The organism is Streptomyces sp. NPDC048002, from assembly GCF_040653275.1.
Lineage (GTDB): Bacteria > Actinomycetota > Actinomycetes > Streptomycetales > Streptomycetaceae > Streptomyces.
In genome coordinates, this window is record NZ_JBEZNL010000002.1 from 350,781 (window position 1) to 374,390 (window position 23,610).

A 23,610-nucleotide genomic window follows, 5' to 3' on the forward strand; every position below is an offset into this window, starting at 1 on the left:
CCCGAAGCGCCGCCAAAACCCCGCCCGTTCCGCGGCTGCGGCCGCGCGGAGGGCCACCGGGCCGCACCGCCCACCGCAGCTTGCCCCCACCTGCCGGACGGCAGCGCTACGACCCGGTCGGCTCGATTCTGAAGAGGCGGATCTCGCGGTCCACGCGGGACTGGTACGTCGCGTACGGGGGCCAGAAGGCCAGGGCCGCCCGCCAGGCCGCGGCGCGCTCCTCGCCCGTCAGCAACCGGGCCGTCACGGCGATGTCGGCGCCCTTCCAGTTGATCTCGGCGTCCGGGCGGGCGAGCAGGTTGGCCGTCCAGGCGGGGTGGCCGGGCCGGCCGAAGTTGGAGCCGACGAGGATCCAGCTCCCCCGCTCCGGTTCCGGCATACAGGCGAGCGGAGTGCGGCGGGGCAGTCCGCTGCGGGCGCCGGTGGAGGTCAGGATCACCCCGGGCAGCAGCTGCGCGCTGAGCAGCACCCGGCCCCGGGTGAGCCGGTGCACGGAACGGTCGAGCGCGGGAATCACCTGCGGGGCGACCTTGGCAAAGCCCCGCGTCAACGACACCCACCGCACCACCCGCACGCCGAGGCCACCGGTTCCTCCGGTCACACCGTCACCTCCGGTGCCTCGAAGAGGCGCGCGGTGTTCGCCGCGTGGGCCCGTAGCCGGTGTACCGGGCCGAAGAGCAGTTCGTCGCCCGTGGCCCGTTTGAAGTAGAGGTGGGCGTCGTGCTCCCAGGTGAAGCCGATGCCGCCGTGCAGCTGGATGGCCTCCCCGGCGGCGACGCGCAGCGCCGTCAGCGCCTCGGCGAGGGCGAGCCCGCCGACGGGTTCGGCATGGGCGGCGGCCCAGGCGGCGTAGTGGGCGGCGGACCTCGCGGCCTGCACCTGGACGTACACATCGGCCAGCCGGTGCTTGACGGCCTGGAAGGAGCCGATCGGCCGCCCGAACTGCTCCCGCCGCCGCACGTGCCCGACGGTCAGCTCCAGCACCCGCTCGGCCGCACCGACCGCCTCGCAGGCCAGTACGGTCGCGGCGGTGTCCCCCAGCCGGGCGAGGGCCGCGGGCACGTCGGCCCCCTCCCGCCCCAGCGGCTCCGCGCCGACCTCCCGGAACTGGAGTCCGGCGAGCGGCCGGGTGGCGTCCAGGGCGGTGCGCCGCACCCGGACCAGCCCGGCGGCGTCCCCGGGGACCAGGAACAGGCCGGTCCGGGAGCGGGCGAAACCGCCGGTGTGGGCGGCGACGAGGAGCAGCCCGGCCCGGTGCCCGTCGAGGACGTGGTCGACCTCCCCGTAGAGCCGCCACCCGTCGGCCGTCGGCCGGGCCTGGACCCCGCCCGAGCGTCCCCCGCCCGCCCAGTCGCCGTCGTTGGCGCCGGTCAGGGCGAGACAGGCGGGCGGGGCCGCGAGGGCGGCGGTGAGGGAGCCGTCGGCGATCCGGGGCAGCAGGGCGGCGCGCCGGTCGGGGCTGCCGAGGGCCAGGATCAGCGGGGCGGCGAGGACGGCGGTGGCCAGCAGGGGCGTGGGCGCCAGGGCCCGGCCCGTCTCCTCGGCGGCCAGGGCGAGTTCGGTCACCGAGCAGCCGACGCCGCCGTACTCCTCGGGCAGGGCGAGTCCGGGCAGGCCGAGCTGTCCGGCGAGGGCCGCCCAGAGGGCGGGGTCGTACCCGTCGGGGCTGTCGACGGCGGCGCGCAGCTCACGCGATCCGCAGCGCTTGTCGAGGAGTTCGCGCAGAGCGCGGCGGATCCCGTCCTGTTCGGGGGTGAAACCGGCGTCCATCGCTGCCCCTTCCCACCAGATCTGACGGTCCGTCATATTAGGAGGGTCGGGTCCAGATGCACAGAGGGAGAGGCCTCCATGACCGCCGGAAACCGGAAAGTCGCCGTGGTCGGGGTCGCCCTCGCCGACTGCGGCCGCGTGGACGACGCGACGCCCCACACCCTGCACGCCCAGGCCGCCCGCCGGGCGCTCGCGGACTCCGGGCTCGACCGCTCGCTCGTCGACGGCCTCGCCTCCACCGGAACCGGGGTGCTCGCGCCGGTCGAGGTCGCCGCATACCTGGGCCTGCGCCCGACCTGGGTCGACTCCACCTCGGTGGGCGGCGCCACCTGGGAGGTGATGGCCGCCCACGCGGCGGACGCGATAGCGGCCGGGCACGCCGAGGCGGTCCTGCTGGTCTACGGCTCCACCGCCCGCGCCGACATCAGGGCGGGCCGCCGGACCGGGAACCTCTCCTTCGGTGCGCGCGGCCCGCTCCAGTTCGAGGCGCCCTACGGGCACACCCTCGTCGCGAAGTACGCGATGGCGGCCCGCCGGCACATGGTCGAACACGGCACGACGATCGAGCAGTTGGCCGAGGTGGCGGTGCAGGCGCGGCAGTACGCGGCGCTGAACCCGGAGGCGATGTTCCGCGACCCGATCACCGTCGACGACGTCCTGTCCGGGCCGCTGATCGCGGACCCCTTCACCAAGCTGCACTGCTGCCTGCGCTCCGACGGCGGGGCGGCGGTGCTGCTGGCGGCGGAGGAGTACGCGCGCGACTGCCGCCGGGCGCCGGTGTGGGTGCTGGGGACCGGCGAGTGCGTGTCCCACTCCGCGATGTCCGAGTGGGAGGACTTCACGGTGACCCCGGCGGCCGTCAGCGGGCCGCTCGCCTTCCGGCGGGCGGGGGTGCGGCCCGCGGAGATCGACCTCGCCCAGATCTACGACGCCTTCACCTACATGACCCTGGTGACGCTGGAGGACCTCGGCTTCTGCAAGAAGGGCGAGGGCGGGGCCTTCGTCCAGTCCCGGGAGCTGCCGGTGAACACCGACGGCGGCGGCCTGTCGGCCCAGCACCCCGGTATGCGCGGGCTGTTCCTGCTGGTGGAGGCGGTACGGCAGCTCCGGGGGGAGTGCGGGGAGCGGCAGGTGCTGCGCGCCGACGGCAGCCTGCCGCGGCTCGCCGTGGCCTCGGGGACGGGCGGCTGGTTCTGCTCATCGGGGACGGTGGTGCTGGGCCGGTAGGGGCCGGGGCGGTGGTGCTCGGCCGGCCGGGGCGGCGGGCGGAGGGAACACCTCCTGACGGGGCGCGCGTTGAGGAGTGCGTACCGGAGGCGGGTCCCGCGGACGCCGGGGCCCGCCCCTCCGGACCGCCGACGTGGAGTAGGAGACCGCTCATGGCCCTGAACCGCACCGAACGCGCCGAGTTCCTCGCCGAGCCGCACATCGCCGCCCTCTCGGTGGCGGCGGGAGCGGACCGCGCGCCGCTGACCGTGCCGATCTGGTACCAGGTCGCGGACGACGGCACCGTCTGGATCATCACCGGCCTGGAGTCCAGGAAGCACGAGTTGATCAGCTCGGCCGGCCGGTTCACGCTGATGGTGGACCGGCTGGAGCCGACGATCCGGTACGTGTCGGTGGAGGGGCCGGTGACCGGCACGGAGCCCGCGACGATCGAGCTGCTCAGGGAGATGTCGGCCCGCTATCTGCCCGCCGAGAAGGTCGACGCGTACGTCGACTTCTCCTGGAAGAACCACGGCGAGATGGTGATCGTGTGGATGCGGCCCGAGCGTTGGGTCTCCTCGGACCTGGGTTCCGTCTGACAATCGGGGCATGGGAACGGATCTTCATGAACTGCTGAGGTCGCTGCGGGTGTGGGACCCGGAGGTGACCGAACTGGCCGCCTTCGACCCGGACGCGGCGCCGTCCGAGCCGCTGCCGCTGTTCGCGACCTGGTTCGCGGACGCGGTGGCGGCGGGCCAGCCGGAGCCGCACACGATGTCGCTGGCGACCGCGGACGAGGAGGGCCTGCCGGACGTACGGACGGTGATGCTGCACGGCGCCGACGCGGCGGGCTGGTCCTTCGCGACGCACGCGGGCAGCCGCAAGGGACGCCAGCTCGCGGCCCGGCCGTACGCGGCGCTGGGCTTCTACTGGCCGGTGCTCGGCCGGCAGGTGCGGGTGCGGGGCACGGTGACCGCGGCGCCCTCCGCGGAGAGCCGGGCGGATCTGCACGCCCGCTCGACGGGCGCGCTGGCCGCCGCCCTCACCGGCCGGCAGAGCGAGGTCCTCTCCTCCCTGGAGGAGTTGGCGCGGGTCTCGCAGGAGTCCTGGACGCGGGCCCAGGAGGATCCGGACGCCCCGGTCGCGACCTGGACCCTGTACCGGCTGCGCCCCGAGGAGGTGGAGTTCTTCCAGGGCGAGGAGCGCCGCCGGCACGTACGCCTGCGCTACCTCCGCGACGAGGACGCCTGGACCCGGGAGCTGCTCTGGCCGTGAGGCCCGGTGCGGCCTAGGTCGTGTCTGACGATTCCCGTCGTCGCCCGGAGGGCGGCTCCGCGGGGTCGTGGGGGTACCTCCCGGTCGAGCGCAGCCGAGACTGGGGGAGCGTGCTCTCGGCGTGCCGGGCGCGGGCCCTCGGACTGGTTGTCCGTGGGTCTGTGCCCGGTGCGGCGAGTGGGGGTGCCCCCTCTGGGGGAGCGTGCATGGCGCCGCGGGGCAGACGGGAATCGTCAGACACGGCCTATCCGCCCGCGCCGTCCGCGAAGTCGTACACCTCGAAGTCCGCCACCGCCCGGTACCCGATCCGCTGATAGAGGCTGTTGCTGGTGGTGTTGGCGAGGTCGGTGAAGAGCAGGACCTCCTCGGCGTCGGAGCGGACGGCGGCCCGGCTGACCTCCACCGTCACGGCCCCGGCGTATCCGCGTCCGCGCAGGTGGGGCGGGGTGTAGACGGGGGCGATACGGACCTGTCCGGCGACCGTGGGGGTGACCCCGCACATGGCGACGGGGGTGCCGTCGGGGTCCTCCCAGAAGGTGATGCCGCCGTAGGAGATGCGGTGGTCGGCCCAGGCCTCCACCTCGCCGGCGGCGTGGTCGCCGACGCTCTGGGTGAACTCCCCGTACCAGCGGACGAGCAGGTCGCGGTCCTTCTCGTCGGCCACTCTGGCCCGGCCGGCGGGGACCGGCTGCGGCATCATCAGCATGCCGAGCCGGTAGAGCCGCTGGCGCTGGCGCAGGGCCGCGGCGGCGCCGGTGTGGCGCTGCCAGGAGCGGACGAAGCCGGTGGTGGTCTCCTGGGTGCCGATGATGCCGGGGACGGGATGGCCGGTGGCCACCAGGTGGGCGGCGAGGGCGTCGGTCTCGTCGGCGGTGAGGGGGGTGACGTTGAGCCGGTAGGGCGGGGTGCGGAAGTAGGCTCCGCGGACCTCGCCGTCGCGTTCCATCACCCCGAAGACGGGCGGCTCGTCGCCTCCGTACGCGCGCAGTCCGCGCAGGCGCAGGGACTCCGTCACCGTCAGGGCCACGGTGTGCAGATCGGGGCGCGACCGCAGGAAGCCGCCCGCGTGGGCGAGGAAGCGGTCGAGGTCTTCGGTGACGTACCAGTCGTCCGAGCGCATGTCTCATGATCCCGCGTCCGTACGGGACTTGGCCATGCCTGGGGGAGGTGAACCGGTCGGCGCGAGGACGACAGCCCTACTCGGCGTCCGGGTCGGGGTCGTCGGCGAGGCGGGCGTGCAGGTGCATGTCCCGGTACGCGTCGTGGCGGCCGGCCTCCCACATGGCGCCCCGGAGGGTCCCCTCGTAGGCGAATCCGCAGCGCTCGGCTATGTGGCACGAGGAGTCGTGGCCCAGGGCGTGGTCGAGTTCCAGGCGGTACAGGCTCAGGTCGGTGAAGGCGCAGCGGGTGGCCAGGGCCAGCGCGCGGGTGGCGACGCGGTGGCCGCGCGCCTCGGGGAGGACCCAGTAGCCGACGCGTGCCGTGTTCAGCGCGCGGTTGACGACGTTGACGCCGACGTGCCCGAGCGGCCGCCCGGTCGCCCCGTCGGCGATGCAGAAGGGGGCGGCGGTGCCCTCGGCCGCGTTGCGCGCGACCGCCAGCAGGTCCTCGTACGCGTCGTCGAGGCTCTCGGTGAACCGCAGCGGGGTGTTCCAGCGCCGGAACTCGGGGTCCGTCCGGCCGCGCAGCCACGCCTCGACGTCCGTCTCCGACTCCGGGTCCCAGGAGCGCAGCCAGAGGTCCGGGAAGCGCGGACCGGAGGGGGAGGGCTGTGCGGGATGCTGACCGGCGAGGCTCATGGAGCCATTGAAACCGGTCGCTCACCCTTGTGCGGGTCGGATGCGTTTTCGAGGGCGGAACACCGGCACCCCGTCCCTGAATCCGGCCTCCAGTTCCATCCCGGCCCGCAGCGGCGCCTCGCCCGCCGACTCCGTCCACTCCACGATCTCGGTCATCATCCGGGGTCCCTCGGCGAGGTCGACCACGGCGGCGACGTAGGGGACGCGCCCGCCGAAGGGCGGCAGGTCGTTGCGGTGCACGACCGACCAGGTGTAGAGCGTGGCCCGGCCGCTCGCGGTCTCCCAGCCGACGTCCTCGCTCCAGCAGTACGGGCAGAACGCGCGGGGGTAGTGGTGCGCCCGGCCGCACGCCCGGCACCGGCGGATCAGCAGCCGCCCCTCGGCCGCCGCCGCCCAGTAGGGGCGGGTGAAGGCGTCGGGCTCGGGCAGGTCGAAGCGGGCCCCGGCGGTCATCCGAAGAGCCCCAGCCAGGCGTCCACGGACCAGGTCTGCCAGCCCATCCCGAACAGGGCGACCACCGAGATCAGCGCCATCATCGAGTTCTGGCCCTGCTCCGCCCAGTCGTGGATCATCAGCGTGAAGTAGACGCCGTTGAGCAGCAGTCCGGCGACGAGGGCCACCGGCGTCAGGAACCCGGCGATCAGTCCGAGCCCCAGGGCGAGTTCCGCGTAGGCGACGACGTACGCCATCGTCCGCGGCCGGGGCGCCACGACCACGTCGAAGCCGGAGCGCACGGCGGTCCAGCGGTGCTTGGCGGCCACGTCGGCGGCCCAGGTGATCCCGCCGCCCTCGAACCAGGTGCTCTTGTCCTTGTGCCGCCAGCTCTCCAGCCACCACAGGCCGAGACCTATGCGGAGCACGGCCAGCCACTCCGCGCCGCTGAGCCAGATCGTGTCCATGGATCTGACGGTACGTCAGATACGGAGACCCCGGAAGGGGGCTGCCTGTCCGTCCCCTGTGAAGCTGTGGGTCCGGCATGAAAGCCACGGATTGTTGGCAATCTTGTCGGCACTTTGGCTACCTTCGCGGAAGCAAGCCCACCGATCGAGGGAGCCGCACGTGAAGCACAGGGCCGTCAAGCGCAGGACCGTGGTGATGGGCATCGGAGCGGCCGCCGGCGTGGCCGCCGCCGGGGGCGTCGCGCTGAACGCGCAGGCGTCGTCGAAGGGCTCCTCGTCCGCCTCGGCCACCGGCGCGCTCGCCTTCGACCCCGACGGCCACACCGAGCTGACGACCACGGTCACCGGCGCGGACGGCACGGAGCACGAGGTGACGTACCACTTCTGGAAGGCGCTCACCTACGTCACGAAGCCGGTGGACGAGGCGTACCAGTCGCTGAACGTCAGCGTCCCGGTGAAGATCGACGGCAAGGCGGTCGACGCCTCCCGCGCCCCGATCCTCCTCGCCAACTCGGTGGGCGGCTACATGCCGTCCTCCGTCGCGACTGCGACCGGTATCGGCGGCGGGACGACCGGGGGCGGCGACCAGGCCGGCGGCGGCGCCCCGTCCGCGTCCGCCTCGGCGAGCGCGCTGCCCAACGCCAACGGCAACACCAACGCCAACGGCGGGGCCCTCGCCTCCAACCAGCTGCTCGCCCTCGCCGCCGGGTACGTCGTCGTCGAGCCCGGCGCCCGCGGCCGCACCCTGAAGAACTCCGCCGGCGAGTACTACGGCACCGCCCCCGCCGCCATCGTCGACCTCAAGGCCGCCGTCCGGTACGTACGGGCCAACAAGGGCCGCATCCCCGGCGACGTCGACCGGATCGTCTCGGCCGGCACCAGCGCGGGCGGCGCCCTGTCCGCCCTGCTCGGCGCCTCCGGCGACAGCCCGCTCTACGACCATTACCTCAAGGAGATCGGCGCCGCCGACGCCTCCGACGCGACCTTCGCGGTCGGCGCCTGGTGCCCGATCACCGACCTGGAGCACGCCGACGGCGCCTACGAGTGGAACTGGGGCACCAACGCGCTCAGCACCGGCAAGCAGGCCGACCAGACGGTGTCCAAGGCGCTCCAGGGGCAGTTCGCCGAGTACCAGGCGGGCCTGCGGCTGCGCGGCCTGGACCGGTTCGGCACGCTCACCGCCCGCAACTACGACGCGTATCTGGTCCAGCAGTACCTGGAGCCCTCGGCCACCCGGTACCTGGCCGACCTGTCGGACTCCGCGCGTGAGACCTACCTCGCCGCCAACCCCTTCATCACCTGGAAGAACGGCCGGGCGTCCTTCACCTGGGCCGACTTCCTGACCCATGTCGGCGCGCGCAAGAAGAGCGCGCCCGCCTTCGACGCCTTCGACCTCTCCTCCGGGGAGAACAACCTCTTCGGCGCCGGGACCACCCTGGCCCGGCACTTCACCGCGTACGGCGCGAAGAACGACTCCACGGGGCTCTCCTCCCGGCGGCCGGCCGGCGACATCACCGCCGAACTGGACCTGATGAACCCCATGCACCACCTGGTGGAGAAGGTCAACTCCCGCCGCTCCAAGCACTGGTGGATCCGGCTCGGCACCAAGGACTCCGACACCTCGCTGACCGTCTCCGCCAACCTGGCCGCCGCCGCGAACGGCCTCGGCGACGACGTGAACCACCTCTACTACTGGGACGAGGGCCACGGCGCCAACACCGACCCCGGCGACTTCATCACCTGGATCGCCGAGGTGACCGGGTACAAGGCGGCGTAGCCCACACCCCCAGGACGCGGTGCCGGTTCCCGTCATGAACCCGGCCACCGCTAAGGCCGCGGCGCCGAGCCCCCCTCGGAGGGGTTCGGCGCCGTGGCGCCGTCCGGGCGAAATGTCCCTCCGGTCCTACGCTGTCCGGCATGGAAGCCGTGCCGCCCGTCCTCGCCCACCTGGACAGTCCGTTCATCAACTTCCGCGACTACCGGTTCGCCGAGGCCTCCGCCCACGGCCACCGCTGGATCGACATCAAGCGCTTCCGCCTCCCGAGCGCGGCACCCGAGGACCGCGCCCTGCTCGCCGCCCTGATCGCGCACCCCCAGTTCCGCGACACCTACGACGGCTCCGGCGTCCAGGACTGGCCCCGGCACGGCCGGTGGTGGCTCGACCGCATCACCCCCGACACCTACCGGGCCGTCGACGCGGCGGCCGCCAGCACCGTCATCCGCTCCTGGGCCGGACAGCACGGCCCGGTGCCGCACGCGCTCGCGCAGTCCATGCAGCAGCAGGTGCACACCCCCATCGCCACCGCCACCAGCACCTATCTGCTGGGCCCGCTGCCCAAGGAGGCCCGGCACGACTGGGGCGGGATCCAGGTCGACTTCCACGAACTGGTGCTCATCGACCGCCCGGCGACCACCCTGACGCTGCTCGTCGCGGCCGACGACTGAACCGGGCCGTACGGAAACCCCGCGACAGAGCCGGACGCACCGCCCACCCCGCCCGCTTCCGCCACAGGCGTGATCAATCCGCAACCAATTCCGGTCTTGACCGAGACCCAACAACGGGGTGCGTGATTACGCTCGCGCTATGGCCGACTCCTCTGCGCTCACCCCACCCGCCGCGGACCGCCCGGTGTACGTCGTCGGAGGCGGCCCCGGCGGGCTCGCCGTCGCGCACACCCTGCGCGCCCGGGGCATCCGTGCCGTCGTGCTGGAGAAGTCCGACCGGGTCGGCGCCTCCTGGCGCGGCCACTACGACCGGCTCCACCTGCACACCACCCGGCGGCTGTCGGCGCTGCCGGGGCTCGCGATGCCCCGGCGGTTCGGGCGGTGGGTCTCCCGCGACAACGTGGTGCGCTACCTGGAGAAGTACGCCGAGCACCACGAGCTGGAGATCGTCACCGGCGTCGAGGTCTCCCGGATCGACCGCGCCCCCGACGGGGGCTGGCTGCTGCACGCCACCGGCGGCCGCGAGCTGACCGGCGCCGCGGTGGTCGTGGCCACCGGGTACAACCACACGCCCCGGCTGCCCGACTGGCCCGGCCGCGAGAGCTACGCGGGCACGTTCCTGCACGCCTCGGCCTACCGCAATCCGGAGCCCTTCGCGGGCCGGGACGTGCTGGTCGTCGGGGTCGGCAACACCGGCGCCGAGATCGCCGTCGACCTGGTGGAGGGCGGCGCCTCCCGGGTGCGGCTGGCGGTGCGCACGGCCCCGCACCTCGTGCGCCGCTCCACGGCGGGCTGGGCCGCCCAGTACTCGGGGGTGCTGGTGCGGCGGCTGCCGGTGGGCCTGGTGGACCGGCTCTCCCGGCCGATGGCACGGCTCAGCGTGCCGGACCTCTCGGCGCAGGGGCTGCCCCGGCCGGAGACCGGCCTGTACAGCCGGGTGAGGGAGGGCGCCATCCCGGTGCAGGACGTCGGTCTGATCGACGCCGTCCGCGCGGGGCGGGTGGAGGTCGTGGCCGCCGTGGACGGCTTCGACGACGGCAAGGTCTCGCTGGCCGACGGCACCCTCACCGAGCCGGACGCGGTCATCGCCGCCACCGGATACGTCCGCGCGCTGGAGGGGCTGGTGGGCCATCTCGGCGTGCTCGACGCCCGCGGGCGTCCGGTGACGCACGGCGGCCGTACGTCCGCCGAGGCCCCGGGCCTGTACTTCACCGGCTTCACCAACCCCATCAGCGGCATGCTGAGGGAGCTGGCCAGGGACGCGGAGAAGATAGCGAAGGCCGTGGCCAAGGAGAGCGGCGACCGGGTGTCGAGGCTGCCCGTCACCTGAGAATCCGCCGCCGGGGATCGTCCGCTCCTTCAACTTTGCCTGCACGGCCGTTCCTGACGGAGTGTCAGTTCAGTAATCTGACACTGCGTCAGTTAATCGCTGTCTCACAGGAGCGGGCGGACCGATGCTTGGATCAACCCACGGCACCCTCACCACCGACTCCCGGCGGGCCCGGGTCATCGCCTGCGGCGAACAGCCCGGCCCCGCCGTCCACGGCCGCCCGGCCGAGCCCGACGACCTCGACGTCAGCGGTCGGCCCCTGCACGCGGCCGTCCCCGATCTGGACCGCTTCTTCCGGCCCGAGTCGCTCGCCGTGATCGGCGCCTCGGACACCGAGGGCCGGCCGAACACCGGCATCACCCGCCAACTCCTCGCCTGGTCCGAGCGGGTGGGTGCCCGGCTGCACCCCGTGCACCCCACCCGCGCCTCCGTGTTCGGCATCCCCTGCTCCCCCTCCGTCGCCGACCTGCCCGAACAGGTCGACCTCGCGGTGCTGCTGGTCGCGGACCCGTTCGCCGTGATCGGGGAGCTGGGCGAGGCGAAGGTGCGGTTCGCGGTCGTCTTCGCCTCCGGCTTCGCCGAGACCGGTGAGCGGGGCGCCGCCGCGCAGGCACGGCTCGCCGCCGCGGTGGAGCGGTCCGGGATACGGCTGCTGGGCCCCAACACCAACCTCAACGCCTTCGAGGAGTTCCGTACCGACCTCGACGGGCCGGCCATCGCCCTGATCACCCAGTCCGGGCACCAGGGCCGGCCGGTCTTCGCCCTCCAGGAACTCGGCATCCGCCTCTCCCACTGGGCGCCCACCGGCAACGAGGCCGACCTGGAGACCGCCGACTTCATCTCCTACTTCGCCGAGCGCCCCGAGGTCGGGGCCATCGCCTGCTACGTGGAGGGCCTGAAGGACGGCCGCTCCTTCCTGCTCGCCGCGGACCGGGCGGCCCGGCGCGGGGTGCCGGTGGTCGCGGTCAAGGTGGGCCGTACCGAGACCGGCGCCCGCACGGCCGCCTCCCACACCGGCAAGCTGACCGGCGCGGACGCGGTGGTGGACGCGGCGATGCGGCAGTACGGGGTGATCCGCGTCGACGGCCTCGACGAACTCCAGGACACCGCCGCCCTGTTGGCGCGGGCCCGGCCGCCGCACGCCGACGGGGTCGCCGTCTACTCGATCTCGGGCGGGACGGGCGCGCACTTCGCGGACCTGGCGACCGAGGCGGGGCTGCGGCTGCCGGTGCTGTCCGCGGCCCGGCAGGCCGAACTGCACCAGTGGATACCCGAGTACCTGAGCGTCGCCAACCCGGTCGACAACGGCGGTCACCCGGTCGGCGACGAGCGCGGCCGGAAGATCATCGACGCTCTGCTCGACGACCCCGAGGTGGGCGTCCTCGTCTGCCCGGTCACCGGGCCCTTCCCGCCGCTCAGTGACCGGCTGGTGCGGGACCTGGTCGACGCGGCCGAGCACACCGACAAGCTGGTGTGCGTGGTGTGGGGGTCACCGGTCGGCACCGAACCCGCCTACCGGGAGGTCCTGCTCGGCTCCTCCCGGGTGGCCACCTTCCGCACGGTCGCCAACTGCATCACCGCCGTCCGCGCCCACCTCGACCACCACCGCTTCGTCACCGGCTACCGCTCCCCCTTCGACCACGCCCCGCGCACCCCCTCGCCGTCCTACCGCAAGGCCCGCGCCCTGATGCGGCCGGGCAAGCAGCTGAGCGAGCACGCGGCGAAGCAGTTGCTGCGGGCGTACGGCATCCGCGTACCGCGCGAGCAGTTGGTGACCAGCGCGGCGGCGGCCGTGCGGGCGGCCGGGCTGGTCGGCTACCCGGTGGTGATGAAGGCGTCCGGCGCGAGGATCGCCCACAAGACGGAGCTGGGCCTGGTCAAGGTCGGCCTCACCTCGGCCAGCCAGGTCCGTGACGCCTACCGGGAGCTGACGGACATCGCCCGGTACGAGGACGTCCCGCTGGACGGTGTCCTGGTCTGCCAGATGGTCGAGCGGGGCGTCGAGATGGTCGTCGGCGTCACCCGGGACGAGCTGTTCGGGCCGACGGTCACGGTGGGGCTCGGCGGGGTGCTGGTCGAGGTGCTGCGCGACACCTCCGTACGGGTGCCGCCCTTCGGGGAGGAACAGGCGCGGGACATGCTCGGCGCGCTGCGCGGGCGGGCCCTGCTCGACGGGGTCCGGGGGCGTCCGCCGGCGGACCTGGACGCGCTCGTGGAGGTGGTGCTGCGGGTGCAGCGCATGGCGCTGGAGCTGGGGGACGACCTGGCGGAGCTGGACATCAACCCGCTGATGGTGCTGGAGCAGGGACAGGGCGCGGTGGCGCTGGACGCGCTGGCGGTGTGCCGGTGAGCGCCCCGGACGCGGTTCCCGCGGCGGACCCGCCCGACTCCCGCGCCGAGCCCGGGGGTCTTGCCGGTACGCAGGTGCGGCACACCGTCGACGGTCAGGTCTGCCGGATCACCCTCGACCGCCCCGAGGCCCTCAACGCCCTCACCCCGGACCAGCGCGAACGCGTCATCGAGCTGCTCGCCGGGGCCTCCGCCGACCCCGGGGTCCGGGCCGTCGTGCTCACCGGAACGGGGCGGGGGTTCTGCGCGGGCGCGGACCTGCGGGGCGCGTCCACGGCCGGGGAGCGGATCCCCGGCGACGTCGCGCGGGTCCTGCGCCTGGGCGCGCAGCGCCTGATCGCCGCCGTGCTGGACTGCGAGAAGCCGGTGATCGCCGCCGTGAACGGCACCGCGGCCGGCCTCGGCGCCCATCTGGCCTTCGCCTGCGACCTGGTGCTGGCCGCCGAATCGGCCCGGTTCATCGAGGTGTTCGTCCGCCGCGGCCTGGTCCCCGACGGCGGCGGAGCCTATCTGCTGCCGCGGCTGGTGGGACCGCTGCGGGCCAAGGAGCTGATGTTCTTCGGCGACGCGCTGAGCGCGGCGGACGCCGAACGCCTCGGGCTGGTGAACCGGGTGGTGCCGGACGGGGAGCTGGCGAAGACGGCCCGGGAGTGGGCCGAGCGGCTCGCGGCGGGTCCGACCCGGGCCCTCACCCTGACCAAACAGCTCGTCAACGCCTCCCTCGACAGCGACCGCGCCACCGCGTTCGCGGCGGAGGCGGCGGCCCAGGAGATCAACATGACGACCCGGGACGCCCAGGAGGGCGTGGCGAGCTTCGTGGAACGCAGAAGCCCTCGATATCTGGGGCGTTGAGCCGTCGGGTCTTGAGGCGTCGGGTTTCGAGGCGTCGGGTTCCCTCCCGTCCCTTCCCATCTGACGCTCCGTCAGTTTCAATGTTCGTGTGATGGGACACGCAGGGATGGCGGCAGCCGCCGTCCGCTACCTCAGGTCGGTCGACGCGCCGCGCGCGGAGGCCCTGCCGCGGCCGGAGCTGCGGTGCGTCGGCGAGGACGAGCGGGCCCCGGTGAGCCGGGCGGAGTTCCGGCGCGTGCTGGGGCACTTCGCGACCGGCGTGACCGTGGTGACCGCGCCGGCCGCCGAGGGGGAGTCCTCCCCCGCCGGTTTCGCCTGCCAGTCCTTCTCCTCACTCTCCCTCGACCCGCCCCTGGTCTCCTTCATGGTGGGCCGCGCCTCGACGACCTGGCCGCGCATCGCCCGCGCCGGCGTCTTCTGCGTCAACGTCCTCGGCGCGCACCAGGGCGAGCTGTGCCGGGGCTTCGCGGTCAGCGGCGGGGACAAGTTCGCCTCGGTCGCCCATGACGCGGCGCCGGTCTCCGGCTCGCCGCGGCTGGCCGGCGCCGTCGCCTGGATCGACTGCGCGGTCCACGCCGTCCACACCGGCGGCGACCACCTCATCGTGGTCGGCCGGGTGGACGCGCTCGGCACGTCCGAGGACGCCGAGGACAGGGCGCCGCTGCTGTTCCACCGGGGCCGGTTCCTCTGACGCGCCGCGTACCGCCGTACAACCCTCGGCGTGCTCCGGGTGTCCAGGACATGTCCGGGTGGCGAACCCGTCCGGGCCCGTCCGCCCGCCGTACCGAGGAGACCCACCGTGCGTCAGCTCCTGAGCCGCTCGTCGGCCGTCGTGGCCGCCGCGATCGTCGCCGCCGCCCCCGCCGCGTTCGCCCCGGCGGCGCACGCGGAGGAGACCGCGCCCGACCTGACGGTGTCGACGCTGCCGGCCGCCTCGCCCGCGCCGGGCGAGGTATACGACCGCACGGTCACCGTCACCAACCGCGGCACCGCCCCCGCGGACGGCGTCACCTTCCGGGTCCGGCTCACCCGCGGTCTGGACTTCCCCGAGCAGGTCGCGGGCTGCGCCTACTCGACCGTCGGCGACCAGGTCCGGCAGGCCCTGTGCGAGCTGGACACGGTCCTCGAACCCGGCGCCACGCTCACCGCCCCGGTGCGCTTCAAGGCCCTGCCGAACGCCCTCATGGAGGCCGTCGAGTACGGCACCGGCGCCACCGGCGAGGCGCCCGGCGAGGGCTTCGACGACGCCAACCGGCGGCTGACCCTGACCGCCGACAGCTCGGCCGACCTGGTGGCGGTCGGCGACGACACGGAGGCGCTGGCCGGGGACCGGCAGTCGATCAACGTCGGCCTGCGCAACGACGGCCCCGGCTGGATCCAGAACCAGGACAGCGACGACCTGCCCGGCCTGCTGGTGACGATCCCGCCCGGCACGCGGGCCTCCGAAGTCCCGGACGCGTGCTCGCCGTTCGACGTCGACGGCCCCAGCGGCCCGCCCGTGCCGGGCAAGCCCCGCTACGTCTGCTGGCCCGAGGACGGCACCCTCGACGTCGGCGAGTCCCACACGTACACCTTCATGCTGGACATCGACGAGGACGCGAAGACCACCGAGGGCGAGGTGAGGGCGAGTTCCGTCTACGGCACCACGCCGGAGTACGACCGCGACCTCGCGAACAACACGGCCGTGATCCGTGTCGCCATCCCCACCGACTACGAGCCCGAGCCCACCCCCAGCCCGTCCGGCAGCAGCACGCCCGGCGACCCGGGTGACGGCGGCAACGACCCCGAGGGCCAGGCCGCGGGCGGCACCGGCAGCTCGGGCACCTCCGGCTCGACCGGCACGACGGGTACCACGGGCTCGTCCACCACCGGCGGCAACCTGGCCGCCACCGGCTCCGACGGCGCCCCGCTCCTCGCGGGCGCGGCGGGCGCGGCGGCGGCGCTGGGCGCCCTGCTGGTCCTCGCCGTGCGCCGCTTCCGTAGGTCCTCCTGAGCGGTCCCGCTCAGGCGGGGGCCGGCGCCGGGGCCGGGCGGCGCCGGATGACCAGGGCCATCAGCGCGGCCGCCGCGCACAGCGCCCCGGAGGCGTACCAGACGACGTCGTAGGAGCCGAAGACGTCACGGGCGACTCCGCCGAGGAAGGCCACCAGAGCGGCGCCCACCTGGTGGGAGGCGAGGACCCAGCCGAAGACGATGGCGCTGTCCTCGCCGTAGTGCTCCCGGCACAGGGCGACCGTGGGCGGGACGGTGGCGACCCAGTCGAGGCCGTAGAAGACGATGAAGAAGATCATCGGCGGGCGCACCTCGGGCGCCAGCAGCATCGGCAGGAACAGCAGCGAGACTCCGCGCAGCGCGTAGTACACGGCGAGCAGCCGGCGGGCCTCGTAGCGGTCGGTGAACCAGCCGGAGGCGATCGTGCCGACGACGTCGAAGACCCCGATGACCGCGAGCAGCGAGGCGGCGGCCTGCACCGGCATGTGGTGGTCGTGGGCGGCGGGCACGAAGTGGGTCTGGACCAGGCCGTTGGTGGAGGCGCCGCAGATCGCGAAGGTGCCGGCGAGCAGCCAGAACGGCCCGGTGCGGGCCGCCCGGAACAGCACGGTCACCGCCCGTCGCGCGGCGCCCGTGGCCGGGGCGGGCTTCGGCACGAACTCCTCGGCGCCGTAGGGCTTCAGGCCCACGTCGGCGGGGTGGTCGCGGAGCAGCAGCCAGACGAAGGGGACCACCGCGAGGGCGGCGAGGGCGACGGTGACGGCGGCCGGGCGCCAGTCGTGCTCCTCCACCATCCAGGACAGCACCGGCAGGAAGATCAGCTGGCCGGAGGCGGAGGCGGCGGTGAGGATGCCGGTGACCAGGCCGCGCCGCTCGGTGAACCAGCGGTTGGTGACGGTGGCGGCGAAGGCCAGCGCCATCGAGCCGCTGCCGAGGCCCACCAGCAGCCCCCAGCACAGCAGCAGCTGCCAGGCCGCGGTCATCCAGTACGTGAGCCCGGAACCGATCGCGATCACGGTGAGCGCGATCGCGACGATCCGGCGGATGCCGAACCGGTCCATCAGCGCGGCGGCGAACGGCGCGGTCAGTCCGTAGAGGGCGAGGTTCACGGAGACCGCGGCGCCGATGGTGCCACGCGACCAGCCGAACTCCTCGTGCAGCGGGTCGATGAGCAGTCCGGGCAGGGAGCGGAAGGCGGCGGCGCCGATGATCGTCACGAAGGTCACGGCGGCGACGAACCACGCACGGTGGATGCGGCGCCGGCCGCGGGCCTCGCTGCCCTCCGCTGCGGGGGCCTCGGTTGTCTGGGTCACAACATCGAGGATCGCCTCCGGTCCCTTCGCCATCGAGTGGCCCGGAGGACAGGGTTCGCTAGGATCGGGCCATGCGCAGTGACCCGCAGCCCCCCGGCTTCCGTCCGCACCGCGTCGTGGTCCTCGCCCTCGACGGCCTGCTCCCCTTCGAGCTGGGCATCCCGCACCGGATCTTCGGCCGCCCGAAGGACACCGAGGGCCGTCACCTGTACGAGGTGCTGACCTGCTCGGTCCGGCCGCCGGGCCCGGTCGTCACGGACGCCGACTTCGAGATCATGGTCGGGCACGGACCCGAGCTGCTGGCCACCGCCGACACCGTGATCGTCCCCGCCTCCTACGAGCTGGGCCCGGTCTTCGAGGAGGGCGTGCTCACCGAGGAGCTGGCCGCCGCGCTCGCCCACGTCCGGCCCGGCACCCGGCTCGCCTCCATCTGCACCGGGGTGTTCGTGCTCGCCGCCGCCGGCTACCTCGACGGCCGCCGCGCCACCACGCACTGGGCGGAGACCGAACAGTTGCAGCGCCTGTTCCCGCGGATCGACGTCGACCCCGACGTGCTGTTCATCGACGACGGGGACGTGCTGACCTCGGCCGGGGTCGCCGCCGGGATCGACCTGTGCCTGCACATGGTCCGCCGCGACCACGGCACCGCCGTCGCCAACGAGATCGCCCGCCGTACGGTCGTCCCGCCGCACCGCGACGGCGGCCAGGCGCAGTACATCCACCGCCCGGTGCCCGACCCCCAGCAGTCGACGACGACCCGGGCGCGGGCCTGGGCCCTGGGCCGGCTGCACGAGCCGCTCCAGCTGCGGGACATGGCGGCCCAGGAGTCCATGTCGGTACGGACCTTCACCCGCCGCTTCCGCGAGGAGGCCGGTGTCAGCCCCGGCCAGTGGCTCACCCGGCAACGCGTGGAACGCGCCCGCCACCTCCTGGAGTCCACCGCCCTCTCCATGGACCACGTGGCCCGCGACGCGGGCTTCGGCACGGCCCAGTCGCTGCGCCAGCACCTCCAGAGCGTGCTCGGGGTGACCCCGACGGCGTACCGCAGGACGTTCCGCCGCTCGGAGCGGGAGAGCGGCGAGCCCGCCCGGCCCATTCCGCCCGCCCGGCCCAGTCCGCCCGCCCTGCCCAGGCCGCCCGCTCAGCCCGCTCAGCCCTAGAACGTCAGCACGGCCCTGGCCACCCGTCCCGCCTCCGCGTCCGCCGCCGCCTTCTCGAACTCCTCGACCGGGTAGGTGCGGGTGACCAGTTCGTCTAGGAGCAGGTGCCCGGAGCCGTACAGGCCCGCGTAGAGGGCGATGTCGCGCTGGGGGCGGGAGGAGCCGTAGCGGCAGCCCAGGATCGACTTGTCCAGGTAGAGGGTGGAGACCCGGAAGGACGCCTCGGCGGTGGCCTCCGGCACGCCCAGCAGGACCGCCTGCCCGTGCCGGTCCAGGAGGTCGACGGCGGCGCGGATCAGCTCCACGCGCCCGACGCACTCGAAGGCGTGGTCGGCACCGGTGGGCAGCAGCTCCCGCACGCCCTCGGTGGAGGTGAGGAAGTCGGTGGCGCCGAACAGGCGGGCCGTCTCCTCCTTCGCCGGGTTGGCGTCGACGGCGACGATCCGCAGCGCGCCCGCGATCCGCGCGCCCTGGATGACGTTGAGTCCGATGCCGCCGGCCCCGATCACCACCACGCTGTCCCCGCGGTCCACCCGGGCCCGGTTGAGCACGGCGCCCACCCCGGTCAGCACCCCGCACCCGATCAGCGCGGCCGAGGTCAGCGGGAGTTCCTCGGGGATGCGGACCGCCTGCACCGCCTTGACCACCGTCCGCTCGGCGAAGGCGGAGTTGGCGGCGAACTGGTGCACCGGACGCCCGTCCCGGTGGAAGGGGCGTCCGGGCCGTCCGATCGCCTGCCGGCACATGGTCGGCCGTCCCCGGTCGCACTCGGGGCACGTGCCGCAGTTGGCGAGCGTGGACAGGGCGACGTGGTCGCCGGGCGCGACGTGGGAGACGCCCGCGCCCACGGACTCCACGACACCGGCGCCCTCGTGGCCGAGGACCACAGGGACCGGGAACGGAATGGTCCCGTCGATCACGGACAGGTCGCTGTGGCACAGGCCCGCCGCCACGACGGCGACCCCCACCTCGCCGGGCCCCGGCTCGCGCACCCGGAGATCGTCGACGACCTCGGCCCGTTTCCCGTCGAACAGCACCGCTCGCATCAGACGACCCCCTTGGGCTCCCTGGGCAGGCCGAGCACCCGCTCGGCGATGATCGTGCGCTGGATCTGGTCCGAGCCGCCGTAGACGGTGTCGGCGCGGGAGAAGAGGAACAGGTGCTGGAGCGGGTCGAGCGCGTAGGGGGCGCGGGCCGTCCAGTCGCCCGGTCCGACCGCCGCCCCGGTCCCGCGGACCCGGACCGCCAGTTCCCCGAGCCGCTGGTGCCACCCGCCCCACAGCAGCTTGGCCACGCTGGCGGCGCCGGCGTCCTGCGCGCCGCCCAGGGTGCGCAGCGCGTTCCAGCGCATCGTGCGCAGCTGCGCCCACTGCCGCACGAGCCCCTCGCGCAGCACGGGATCGGTGACGGCGCCGGTCTCCACCGCCGCGCGCAGGACGCGCTCCAACTCCTCGGCGAAGCCGATCTGCTGGGCGAGCGTGGAGACGCCCCGCTCGAAGCCGAGCAGGCTCATCGCCACCTGCCAGCCGTTGCCCTCGCCGCCCACGACGTGTTCCGCGCGGGCGCCGTCGAGGAAGACCTCGTTGAAGTCGCTGGTGCCGGTCAGCTGCCGGATGGGCCGGACGTCGATCCGGCCGGGCTGGTCCATCGGCACCAGCAGGAAGCTCAGGCCCCGGTGGCGGCGGGAGCCGGGTTCGGTCCGGGCCAGGACGAAGCACCAGTCCGCCTCGTGGGCGAGGGAGGTCCAGATCTTCTGCCCGGTGACCCGGTACCCACCGCCGTCCCGCACGGCCGCGGTCCGTACGGCGGCCAGGTCGGACCCGGCGCCGGGCTCGCTGTACCCCTGGCACCACAGCTCGTCCCCGGCGGCCACCGGCGGCAGGAAGCGGTCCTTCTGCTCCTCGCTGCCGTGGGCGAGGAGGGTCGGCGCGAGCAGTTTCTCCCCGATGTGCCCGGACCGCGGGGGCGCCCCGGAGCGGGCGTACTCCTCGGCCCAGACGACCTGCTGGGTGAGGGTGGCGGCCCGGTTGCCGTACCCGGTGGCGCCCCAGGACAGGCCGATCCAGCCGGCCGCGCCGAGGGCGCGCTCCCAGGACCGGCGGTCCCGGCCCGGCTCGACGTGCCCGGTGAGCCAGTCCCTGGCCTCCGCGCGGAACTCGTCGTCCGCTGCACCGAATCCGAAGTCCACGGCTCTCTCCCCTACGAGGCGTTCGGCGGCCGGAGCAGCGGCATCGGATCGGTGCCCACCGTCCCCGGCAGGAACTCGGCGATCCGTTCCGGGGTCCAGGAGCCCTCGGCGTACGCGGCGCGCAGTTCCCTGGGCTGCGCCCAGACGGCCAGCTTGGGCCCGGCGAGCGTGTAGACCTGCCCGGTGACGCCCTGTTCCCTGGCCCGGTCCGAGAGCAGGTAGACCACGAGGGCGGCGACGTCCTCGGGCTCCCCGATCTCCGTCAGCGCGGTGGGGACCATCGCCGACATCCGGGTACGGGCGACGGGCGCGACCGCGTTGGCGGTCACCCCGTACTTGCTCAGGCCCAGCGCGGCACTGCGCACCAGCGAGATGATCCCGCCCTTGGCGGCGCTGTAGTTGGCCTGCGAGTAGGACCCCTGGTGGTTGCCGCTGGTGAAGCCGATCAGGGTGCCGGAGCGCTGTCCGCGCATCACCGCGGAGGCGGCGCGAAAGACGGTGAACGTCCCCTTGAGGTGGGTGGCGATCACCGGATCCCACTCCTCCTCGGTCATGTTGAACAGCATCCGCTCGCGCAGGATCCCGGCGACGCACACGACCCCGTCGAGCCGCCCGTACGCGGACAGGGCGGTGTCCACGACCCGTTGGCCGCCCGCCATGGTGGAGATGTCGTCGGCGACCGCGACCGCCTCTCCCCCGGCGGCCTCGATCTCCTTGACGACCCCCTCGGCGACCTCGCTCGACGGTGCGGCCCCGTCGACCGCGACCCCGTGGTCGTTGACGACGACCCGGGCCCCGTGCGCGGCGGCCGCCAGGGCCACGGCCCGGCCGATGCCCCGTCCGGCGCCGGTCACCGCGACGGCCTTGCCTGCCAAGAAGTTCCCCACGTCCGGCCCCTTCCCGCGGTTTCTGACGGACCGTTAGATTTTATGACCCGCCGGACCACAGGAGACAAGCCCCGGGGAGGGACCGATGTCACTGCCGGACGCGTTCCACGCCATCGCCGAGCGCGTGAACAACTGGGGCCGTTGGGGATCCGACGACGAACTCGGCACCCTCAACCTGATCACCGACGAGGTCGTCCGCGCGGCGGCGGCGGAGGTCCGCGGCGGCCGCCGGATCCCGCTGGCGCTGCCGTTGCGGCAGGACGGGGTGCAGACCGGGATGATCCCGGGGCGGGTCAACCCGCTGCACGTCATGGTGCAGATCAACCAGGAGATCTTCGGCCCGGGGACGGTGGCGTGCAGCGACGACGCCGTGACCATGGGACTTCAGGCGGCCACCCACTGGGACGCGCTGCCCCATGTCTCGCACTCGGGCCGGCTCTACAACGGCCGCCCCGCGGACACCGTCACCGCGCACGGGGGCGCCGGGTTCGCCGGGATGGCCACGGCGCGGCACGTCGTCTCCCGCGGGGTGCTGCTCGACGTGGCCCGCGCACGGGGCGTGGAGCGGCTGGCCGGCGGGCACGCCGTCACCCCGGAGGACCTGGAGGCGGCCGAGGAACTGGCGGGCACGCGGGTGCGGGCGGGCGACATCGTGCTGGTCCGCACCGGCCAGATGGGGCTCTGCCTGGCGGGGGACACGCACGGGTACGGGTATCCCTCACCGGGCCTGTCGATCCGGACCCCGGAGTGGTTCCACGCCCGCGATGTCGCCGCGGTCGCCAACGACACCCTCACCTTCGAGATCTTCCCGCCGGAGATCGAGGACCTCTGGCTGCCCGTGCACGCGCTGGACCTGGTGGAGATGGGGATGCCGCAGGGGCAGAACTGGAATCTCGAAGAGTTGTCCACAGCCTGTGGACAAGAGAACCGTTACAGCTTCCTGCTGTCGGCGACCCCGGAACCGTTCGTCGGCGCGACGGGCGCACCGGTGGCACCGGTCGCCGTTCTCTGAATCCCCGCCCGGACCGCACGGGTTCCCCGCGGTGCGGCTGACGGCGCGGTTGACGGTGCGCGCCCCTCCGCCCCCGATCGCGACGGCGCGCACCGCCCTCCGACTCCGGCGCACGGACCCCCGCCGCCCTCGGGCCCCGAGGGGGCCGGCGCCGCATCACGACCCGCACTCGGCGAGGACTCCCGTCACCGAAACCCTCGCCGTCCCCTCGCGGCGAATCGCTGACCACAAGCGTGATCAAACGGACAGGTGTCGTCAACACCCGTTCGGCGATTCATCACTTAAACCCCATATGCGGTGGGCGCACGGTGAAGCACGCCCCGGCGCATCACGCGGAACGGGGACTGCCGGAGCGTCAGGAGCACGGCGTCGCGCGGGCCGAGGGGCTCACACGGCTTCGAACGCCAGCCCCTCGAAGGTGCCGCTACCGAAGGCCGGTTGGGGCGCGCGCCGCTCCGCGCAGCGGTCCAGTTCGCACCAGATGCGCTTGCCGGGACCGTCGGGCATCCAGCCCCAGCGGTCGGCCAGACCGTCGACGAGGGCGAGCCCGCGGCCGCCGGTCTCCCCGCCGCCCGCACAGCGCGGCACCGGGGCCCGGTCGCTGGAGTCGACCACTTCGAGCCGCACCGTGGCGGACTCGGCACCGGCCGGGACCCCGGGCAGGAACAGGCGCAGCACGGCGGGGCAGCCGGTGTGCACCACGGCGTTGGTGACCAGTTCGGAGACGAGCAGGACCAGGGTCTCCGAGAGCGTGTCGTCGACCCCTATCCCGGAACCGGCGAGCCGGGAACGGGCCCACCGCCGGGCCCGTCCCACCTCAGCGGGGTCGGGCCGGATCTCCAGCTGCACTTGAAGCACCTGCACCGCTCACACCATCCGAACCGGCGGACACATAGCCCCGCGTCTCGCGAGGGCCACGATCGTAGCCATTTTTTGCATGACCAGGACAATGGCCGGAGCCAGGATCACGGAACGTGAATCCCTTACGAGAAAGCATGGTTGACGTACAGTCACCCCAACAAGCGCTTCGGGCATATTCCAGCGCGAAGGAGTACCCGTGCGGGATACTGTGCGACGCTCTTGACGGGGAGTCGAACAGACGGGCCGCGAAACCGCGCCCACCCTGCGATGAC

23 protein-coding genes are annotated in these 23,610 nt (G+C 73.7%); 12 read left to right on the forward strand and 11 right to left on the reverse strand.

Annotation, left to right across the window (positions count from 1 at the left end; translation table 11 throughout):
* Window positions 1–106 precede the first annotated feature (106 nt).
* Window positions 107–601, reverse strand: a complete 495-nt coding sequence (locus AB0E07_RS04530; RefSeq protein ID WP_362246329.1) for a nitroreductase family deazaflavin-dependent oxidoreductase — start codon at window positions 599–601, stop codon at window positions 107–109.
* On the reverse strand, window positions 598–1,770 hold the full coding sequence (locus AB0E07_RS04535) for an acyl-CoA dehydrogenase family protein (RefSeq protein WP_362246822.1): 1,173 nt from the start codon (window positions 1,768–1,770) through the stop codon (window positions 598–600). The genes AB0E07_RS04530 and AB0E07_RS04535 overlap by 4 nt, the downstream gene beginning before the upstream one ends.
* Before the next feature lie 78 nt (window positions 1,771–1,848).
* On the opposite strand from AB0E07_RS04535, the gene AB0E07_RS04540 reads away from it, so the two are divergent.
* From AB0E07_RS04540 to AB0E07_RS04550, 3 genes are all read left to right on the forward strand, one after another.
* Entirely contained in the window at window positions 1,849–2,997 is a 1,149-nt protein-coding gene (locus AB0E07_RS04540) for an acetyl-CoA acetyltransferase (protein ID WP_362246331.1), read from the forward strand.
* A 152-nt stretch (window positions 2,998–3,149) separates the two neighbouring features.
* Window positions 3,150–3,575 carry a pyridoxamine 5'-phosphate oxidase family protein gene (locus tag AB0E07_RS04545; protein ID WP_362246333.1) on the forward strand — a complete coding sequence of 142 codons (426 nt, stop codon included), beginning with the start codon at window positions 3,150–3,152 and terminating at the stop codon, window positions 3,573–3,575.
* A gap of 10 nt (window positions 3,576–3,585) precedes the next feature.
* Window positions 3,586–4,251 carry a pyridoxal 5'-phosphate synthase gene (locus tag AB0E07_RS04550; protein WP_362246335.1) on the forward strand — a complete coding sequence of 222 codons (666 nt, stop codon included), beginning with the start codon at window positions 3,586–3,588 and terminating at the stop codon, window positions 4,249–4,251.
* 244 nt (window positions 4,252–4,495) lie between these two features.
* Here AB0E07_RS04550 and AB0E07_RS04555 read toward each other — a convergent pair whose 3' ends face one another.
* The 4 genes from AB0E07_RS04555 to AB0E07_RS04570 all read right to left on the reverse strand — a co-directional run bounded on the left by AB0E07_RS04555 (window position 4,496) and on the right by AB0E07_RS04570 (window position 6,949).
* The gene (locus tag AB0E07_RS04555; protein ID WP_362246337.1) at window positions 4,496–5,371 is read right to left on the reverse strand and encodes a GNAT family N-acetyltransferase; all 876 of its coding nucleotides are present in this window, start codon (window positions 5,369–5,371) and stop codon (window positions 4,496–4,498) included.
* Between the two features lie 76 nt (window positions 5,372–5,447).
* Window positions 5,448–6,050, reverse strand: a complete 603-nt coding sequence (locus tag AB0E07_RS04560) for a GNAT family N-acetyltransferase (protein ID WP_362246339.1) — start codon at window positions 6,048–6,050, stop codon at window positions 5,448–5,450.
* Window positions 6,051–6,071: 21 nt separating this feature from the next.
* On the reverse strand, window positions 6,072–6,503 hold the full coding sequence (locus tag AB0E07_RS04565) for an OB-fold domain-containing protein (RefSeq protein WP_362246341.1): 432 nt from the start codon (window positions 6,501–6,503) through the stop codon (window positions 6,072–6,074).
* Entirely contained in the window at window positions 6,500–6,949 is a 450-nt protein-coding gene (locus AB0E07_RS04570) for a DoxX family protein (protein ID WP_362246343.1), read from the reverse strand. Before AB0E07_RS04570 ends, AB0E07_RS04565 begins: the two co-directional genes overlap by 4 nt.
* A 196-nt stretch (window positions 6,950–7,145) precedes the next feature.
* Here AB0E07_RS04570 and AB0E07_RS04575 point away from each other — a divergent pair, with 196 nt between their 5' ends.
* The 7 genes from AB0E07_RS04575 (at window position 7,146) to AB0E07_RS04605 (ending at window position 15,918) form a co-directional block, all read left to right on the forward strand.
* The gene (locus tag AB0E07_RS04575; RefSeq protein WP_362246824.1) at window positions 7,146–8,726 is read left to right on the forward strand and encodes a subtype B tannase; all 1,581 of its coding nucleotides are present in this window, start codon (window positions 7,146–7,148) and stop codon (window positions 8,724–8,726) included.
* Between the two features lie 140 nt (window positions 8,727–8,866).
* Complete coding sequence (locus AB0E07_RS04580) at window positions 8,867–9,394, forward strand: hypothetical protein (protein ID WP_362246345.1); 528 nt, start codon at window positions 8,867–8,869, stop codon at window positions 9,392–9,394.
* 139 nt (window positions 9,395–9,533) lie between these two features.
* The gene (locus tag AB0E07_RS04585; protein ID WP_362246347.1) at window positions 9,534–10,724 is read left to right on the forward strand and encodes an NAD(P)/FAD-dependent oxidoreductase; all 1,191 of its coding nucleotides are present in this window, start codon (window positions 9,534–9,536) and stop codon (window positions 10,722–10,724) included.
* A gap of 124 nt (window positions 10,725–10,848) precedes the next feature.
* Entirely contained in the window at window positions 10,849–13,074 is a 2,226-nt protein-coding gene (locus AB0E07_RS04590) for an acetate--CoA ligase family protein (protein ID WP_362246349.1), read from the forward strand.
* A gap of 74 nt (window positions 13,075–13,148) precedes the next feature.
* Window positions 13,149–13,925: an enoyl-CoA hydratase-related protein gene (locus AB0E07_RS04595; protein WP_362246826.1), complete on the forward strand. Its 777-nt coding sequence runs from the start codon at window positions 13,149–13,151 to the stop codon at window positions 13,923–13,925.
* Window positions 13,926–14,016: 91 nt separating this feature from the next.
* Window positions 14,017–14,616, forward strand: a complete 600-nt coding sequence (locus AB0E07_RS04600; protein ID WP_362246351.1) for a flavin reductase family protein — start codon at window positions 14,017–14,019, stop codon at window positions 14,614–14,616.
* A 108-nt stretch (window positions 14,617–14,724) separates the two neighbouring features.
* Window positions 14,725–15,918 (forward strand): hypothetical protein, encoded by a 1,194-nt coding sequence (locus AB0E07_RS04605; RefSeq protein ID WP_362246353.1) that lies wholly within the window; start codon window positions 14,725–14,727, stop codon window positions 15,916–15,918.
* Between the two features lie 10 nt (window positions 15,919–15,928).
* On the opposite strand, the gene AB0E07_RS04610 is transcribed toward AB0E07_RS04605, so the two are convergent.
* A complete protein-coding gene (locus AB0E07_RS04610) occupies window positions 15,929–17,230 on the reverse strand; it encodes an MFS transporter (protein ID WP_362246355.1) in 1,302 nt (433 codons plus the stop codon).
* A 71-nt stretch (window positions 17,231–17,301) separates the two neighbouring features.
* Between AB0E07_RS04610 and AB0E07_RS04615 the strand changes: the two genes are divergently transcribed.
* On the forward strand, window positions 17,302–18,390 hold the full coding sequence (locus AB0E07_RS04615) for a helix-turn-helix domain-containing protein (protein WP_362246357.1): 1,089 nt from the start codon (window positions 17,302–17,304) through the stop codon (window positions 18,388–18,390).
* On the opposite strand, the gene AB0E07_RS04620 is transcribed toward AB0E07_RS04615, so the two are convergent.
* The 3 genes from AB0E07_RS04620 to AB0E07_RS04630 are packed head-to-tail and all read right to left on the reverse strand — an operon-like array spanning window position 18,387 to window position 21,465.
* Window positions 18,387–19,436 carry a Zn-dependent alcohol dehydrogenase gene (locus tag AB0E07_RS04620; RefSeq protein ID WP_362246359.1) on the reverse strand — a complete coding sequence of 350 codons (1,050 nt, stop codon included), beginning with the start codon at window positions 19,434–19,436 and terminating at the stop codon, window positions 18,387–18,389. The two genes, AB0E07_RS04615 and AB0E07_RS04620, sit on opposite strands and share 4 nt — an antisense overlap.
* On the reverse strand, window positions 19,436–20,578 hold the full coding sequence (locus AB0E07_RS04625; protein WP_362246361.1) for an acyl-CoA dehydrogenase family protein: 1,143 nt from the start codon (window positions 20,576–20,578) through the stop codon (window positions 19,436–19,438). The genes AB0E07_RS04620 and AB0E07_RS04625 overlap by 1 nt, the downstream gene beginning before the upstream one ends.
* Before the next feature lie 11 nt (window positions 20,579–20,589).
* Entirely contained in the window at window positions 20,590–21,465 is an 876-nt protein-coding gene (locus tag AB0E07_RS04630; protein ID WP_362246363.1) for an SDR family oxidoreductase, read from the reverse strand.
* Between the two features lie 85 nt (window positions 21,466–21,550).
* Here AB0E07_RS04630 and AB0E07_RS04635 point away from each other — a divergent pair, with 85 nt between their 5' ends.
* Window positions 21,551–22,477 carry a cyclase family protein gene (locus tag AB0E07_RS04635; protein ID WP_362246365.1) on the forward strand — a complete coding sequence of 309 codons (927 nt, stop codon included), beginning with the start codon at window positions 21,551–21,553 and terminating at the stop codon, window positions 22,475–22,477.
* Between the two features lie 387 nt (window positions 22,478–22,864).
* Here the strand turns inward: AB0E07_RS04635 and AB0E07_RS04640 are convergent, their stop codons facing one another.
* Entirely contained in the window at window positions 22,865–23,341 is a 477-nt protein-coding gene (locus AB0E07_RS04640; protein ID WP_362246367.1) for an ATP-binding protein, read from the reverse strand.
* Between the last annotated feature and the right edge of the window lie 269 nt (window positions 23,342–23,610).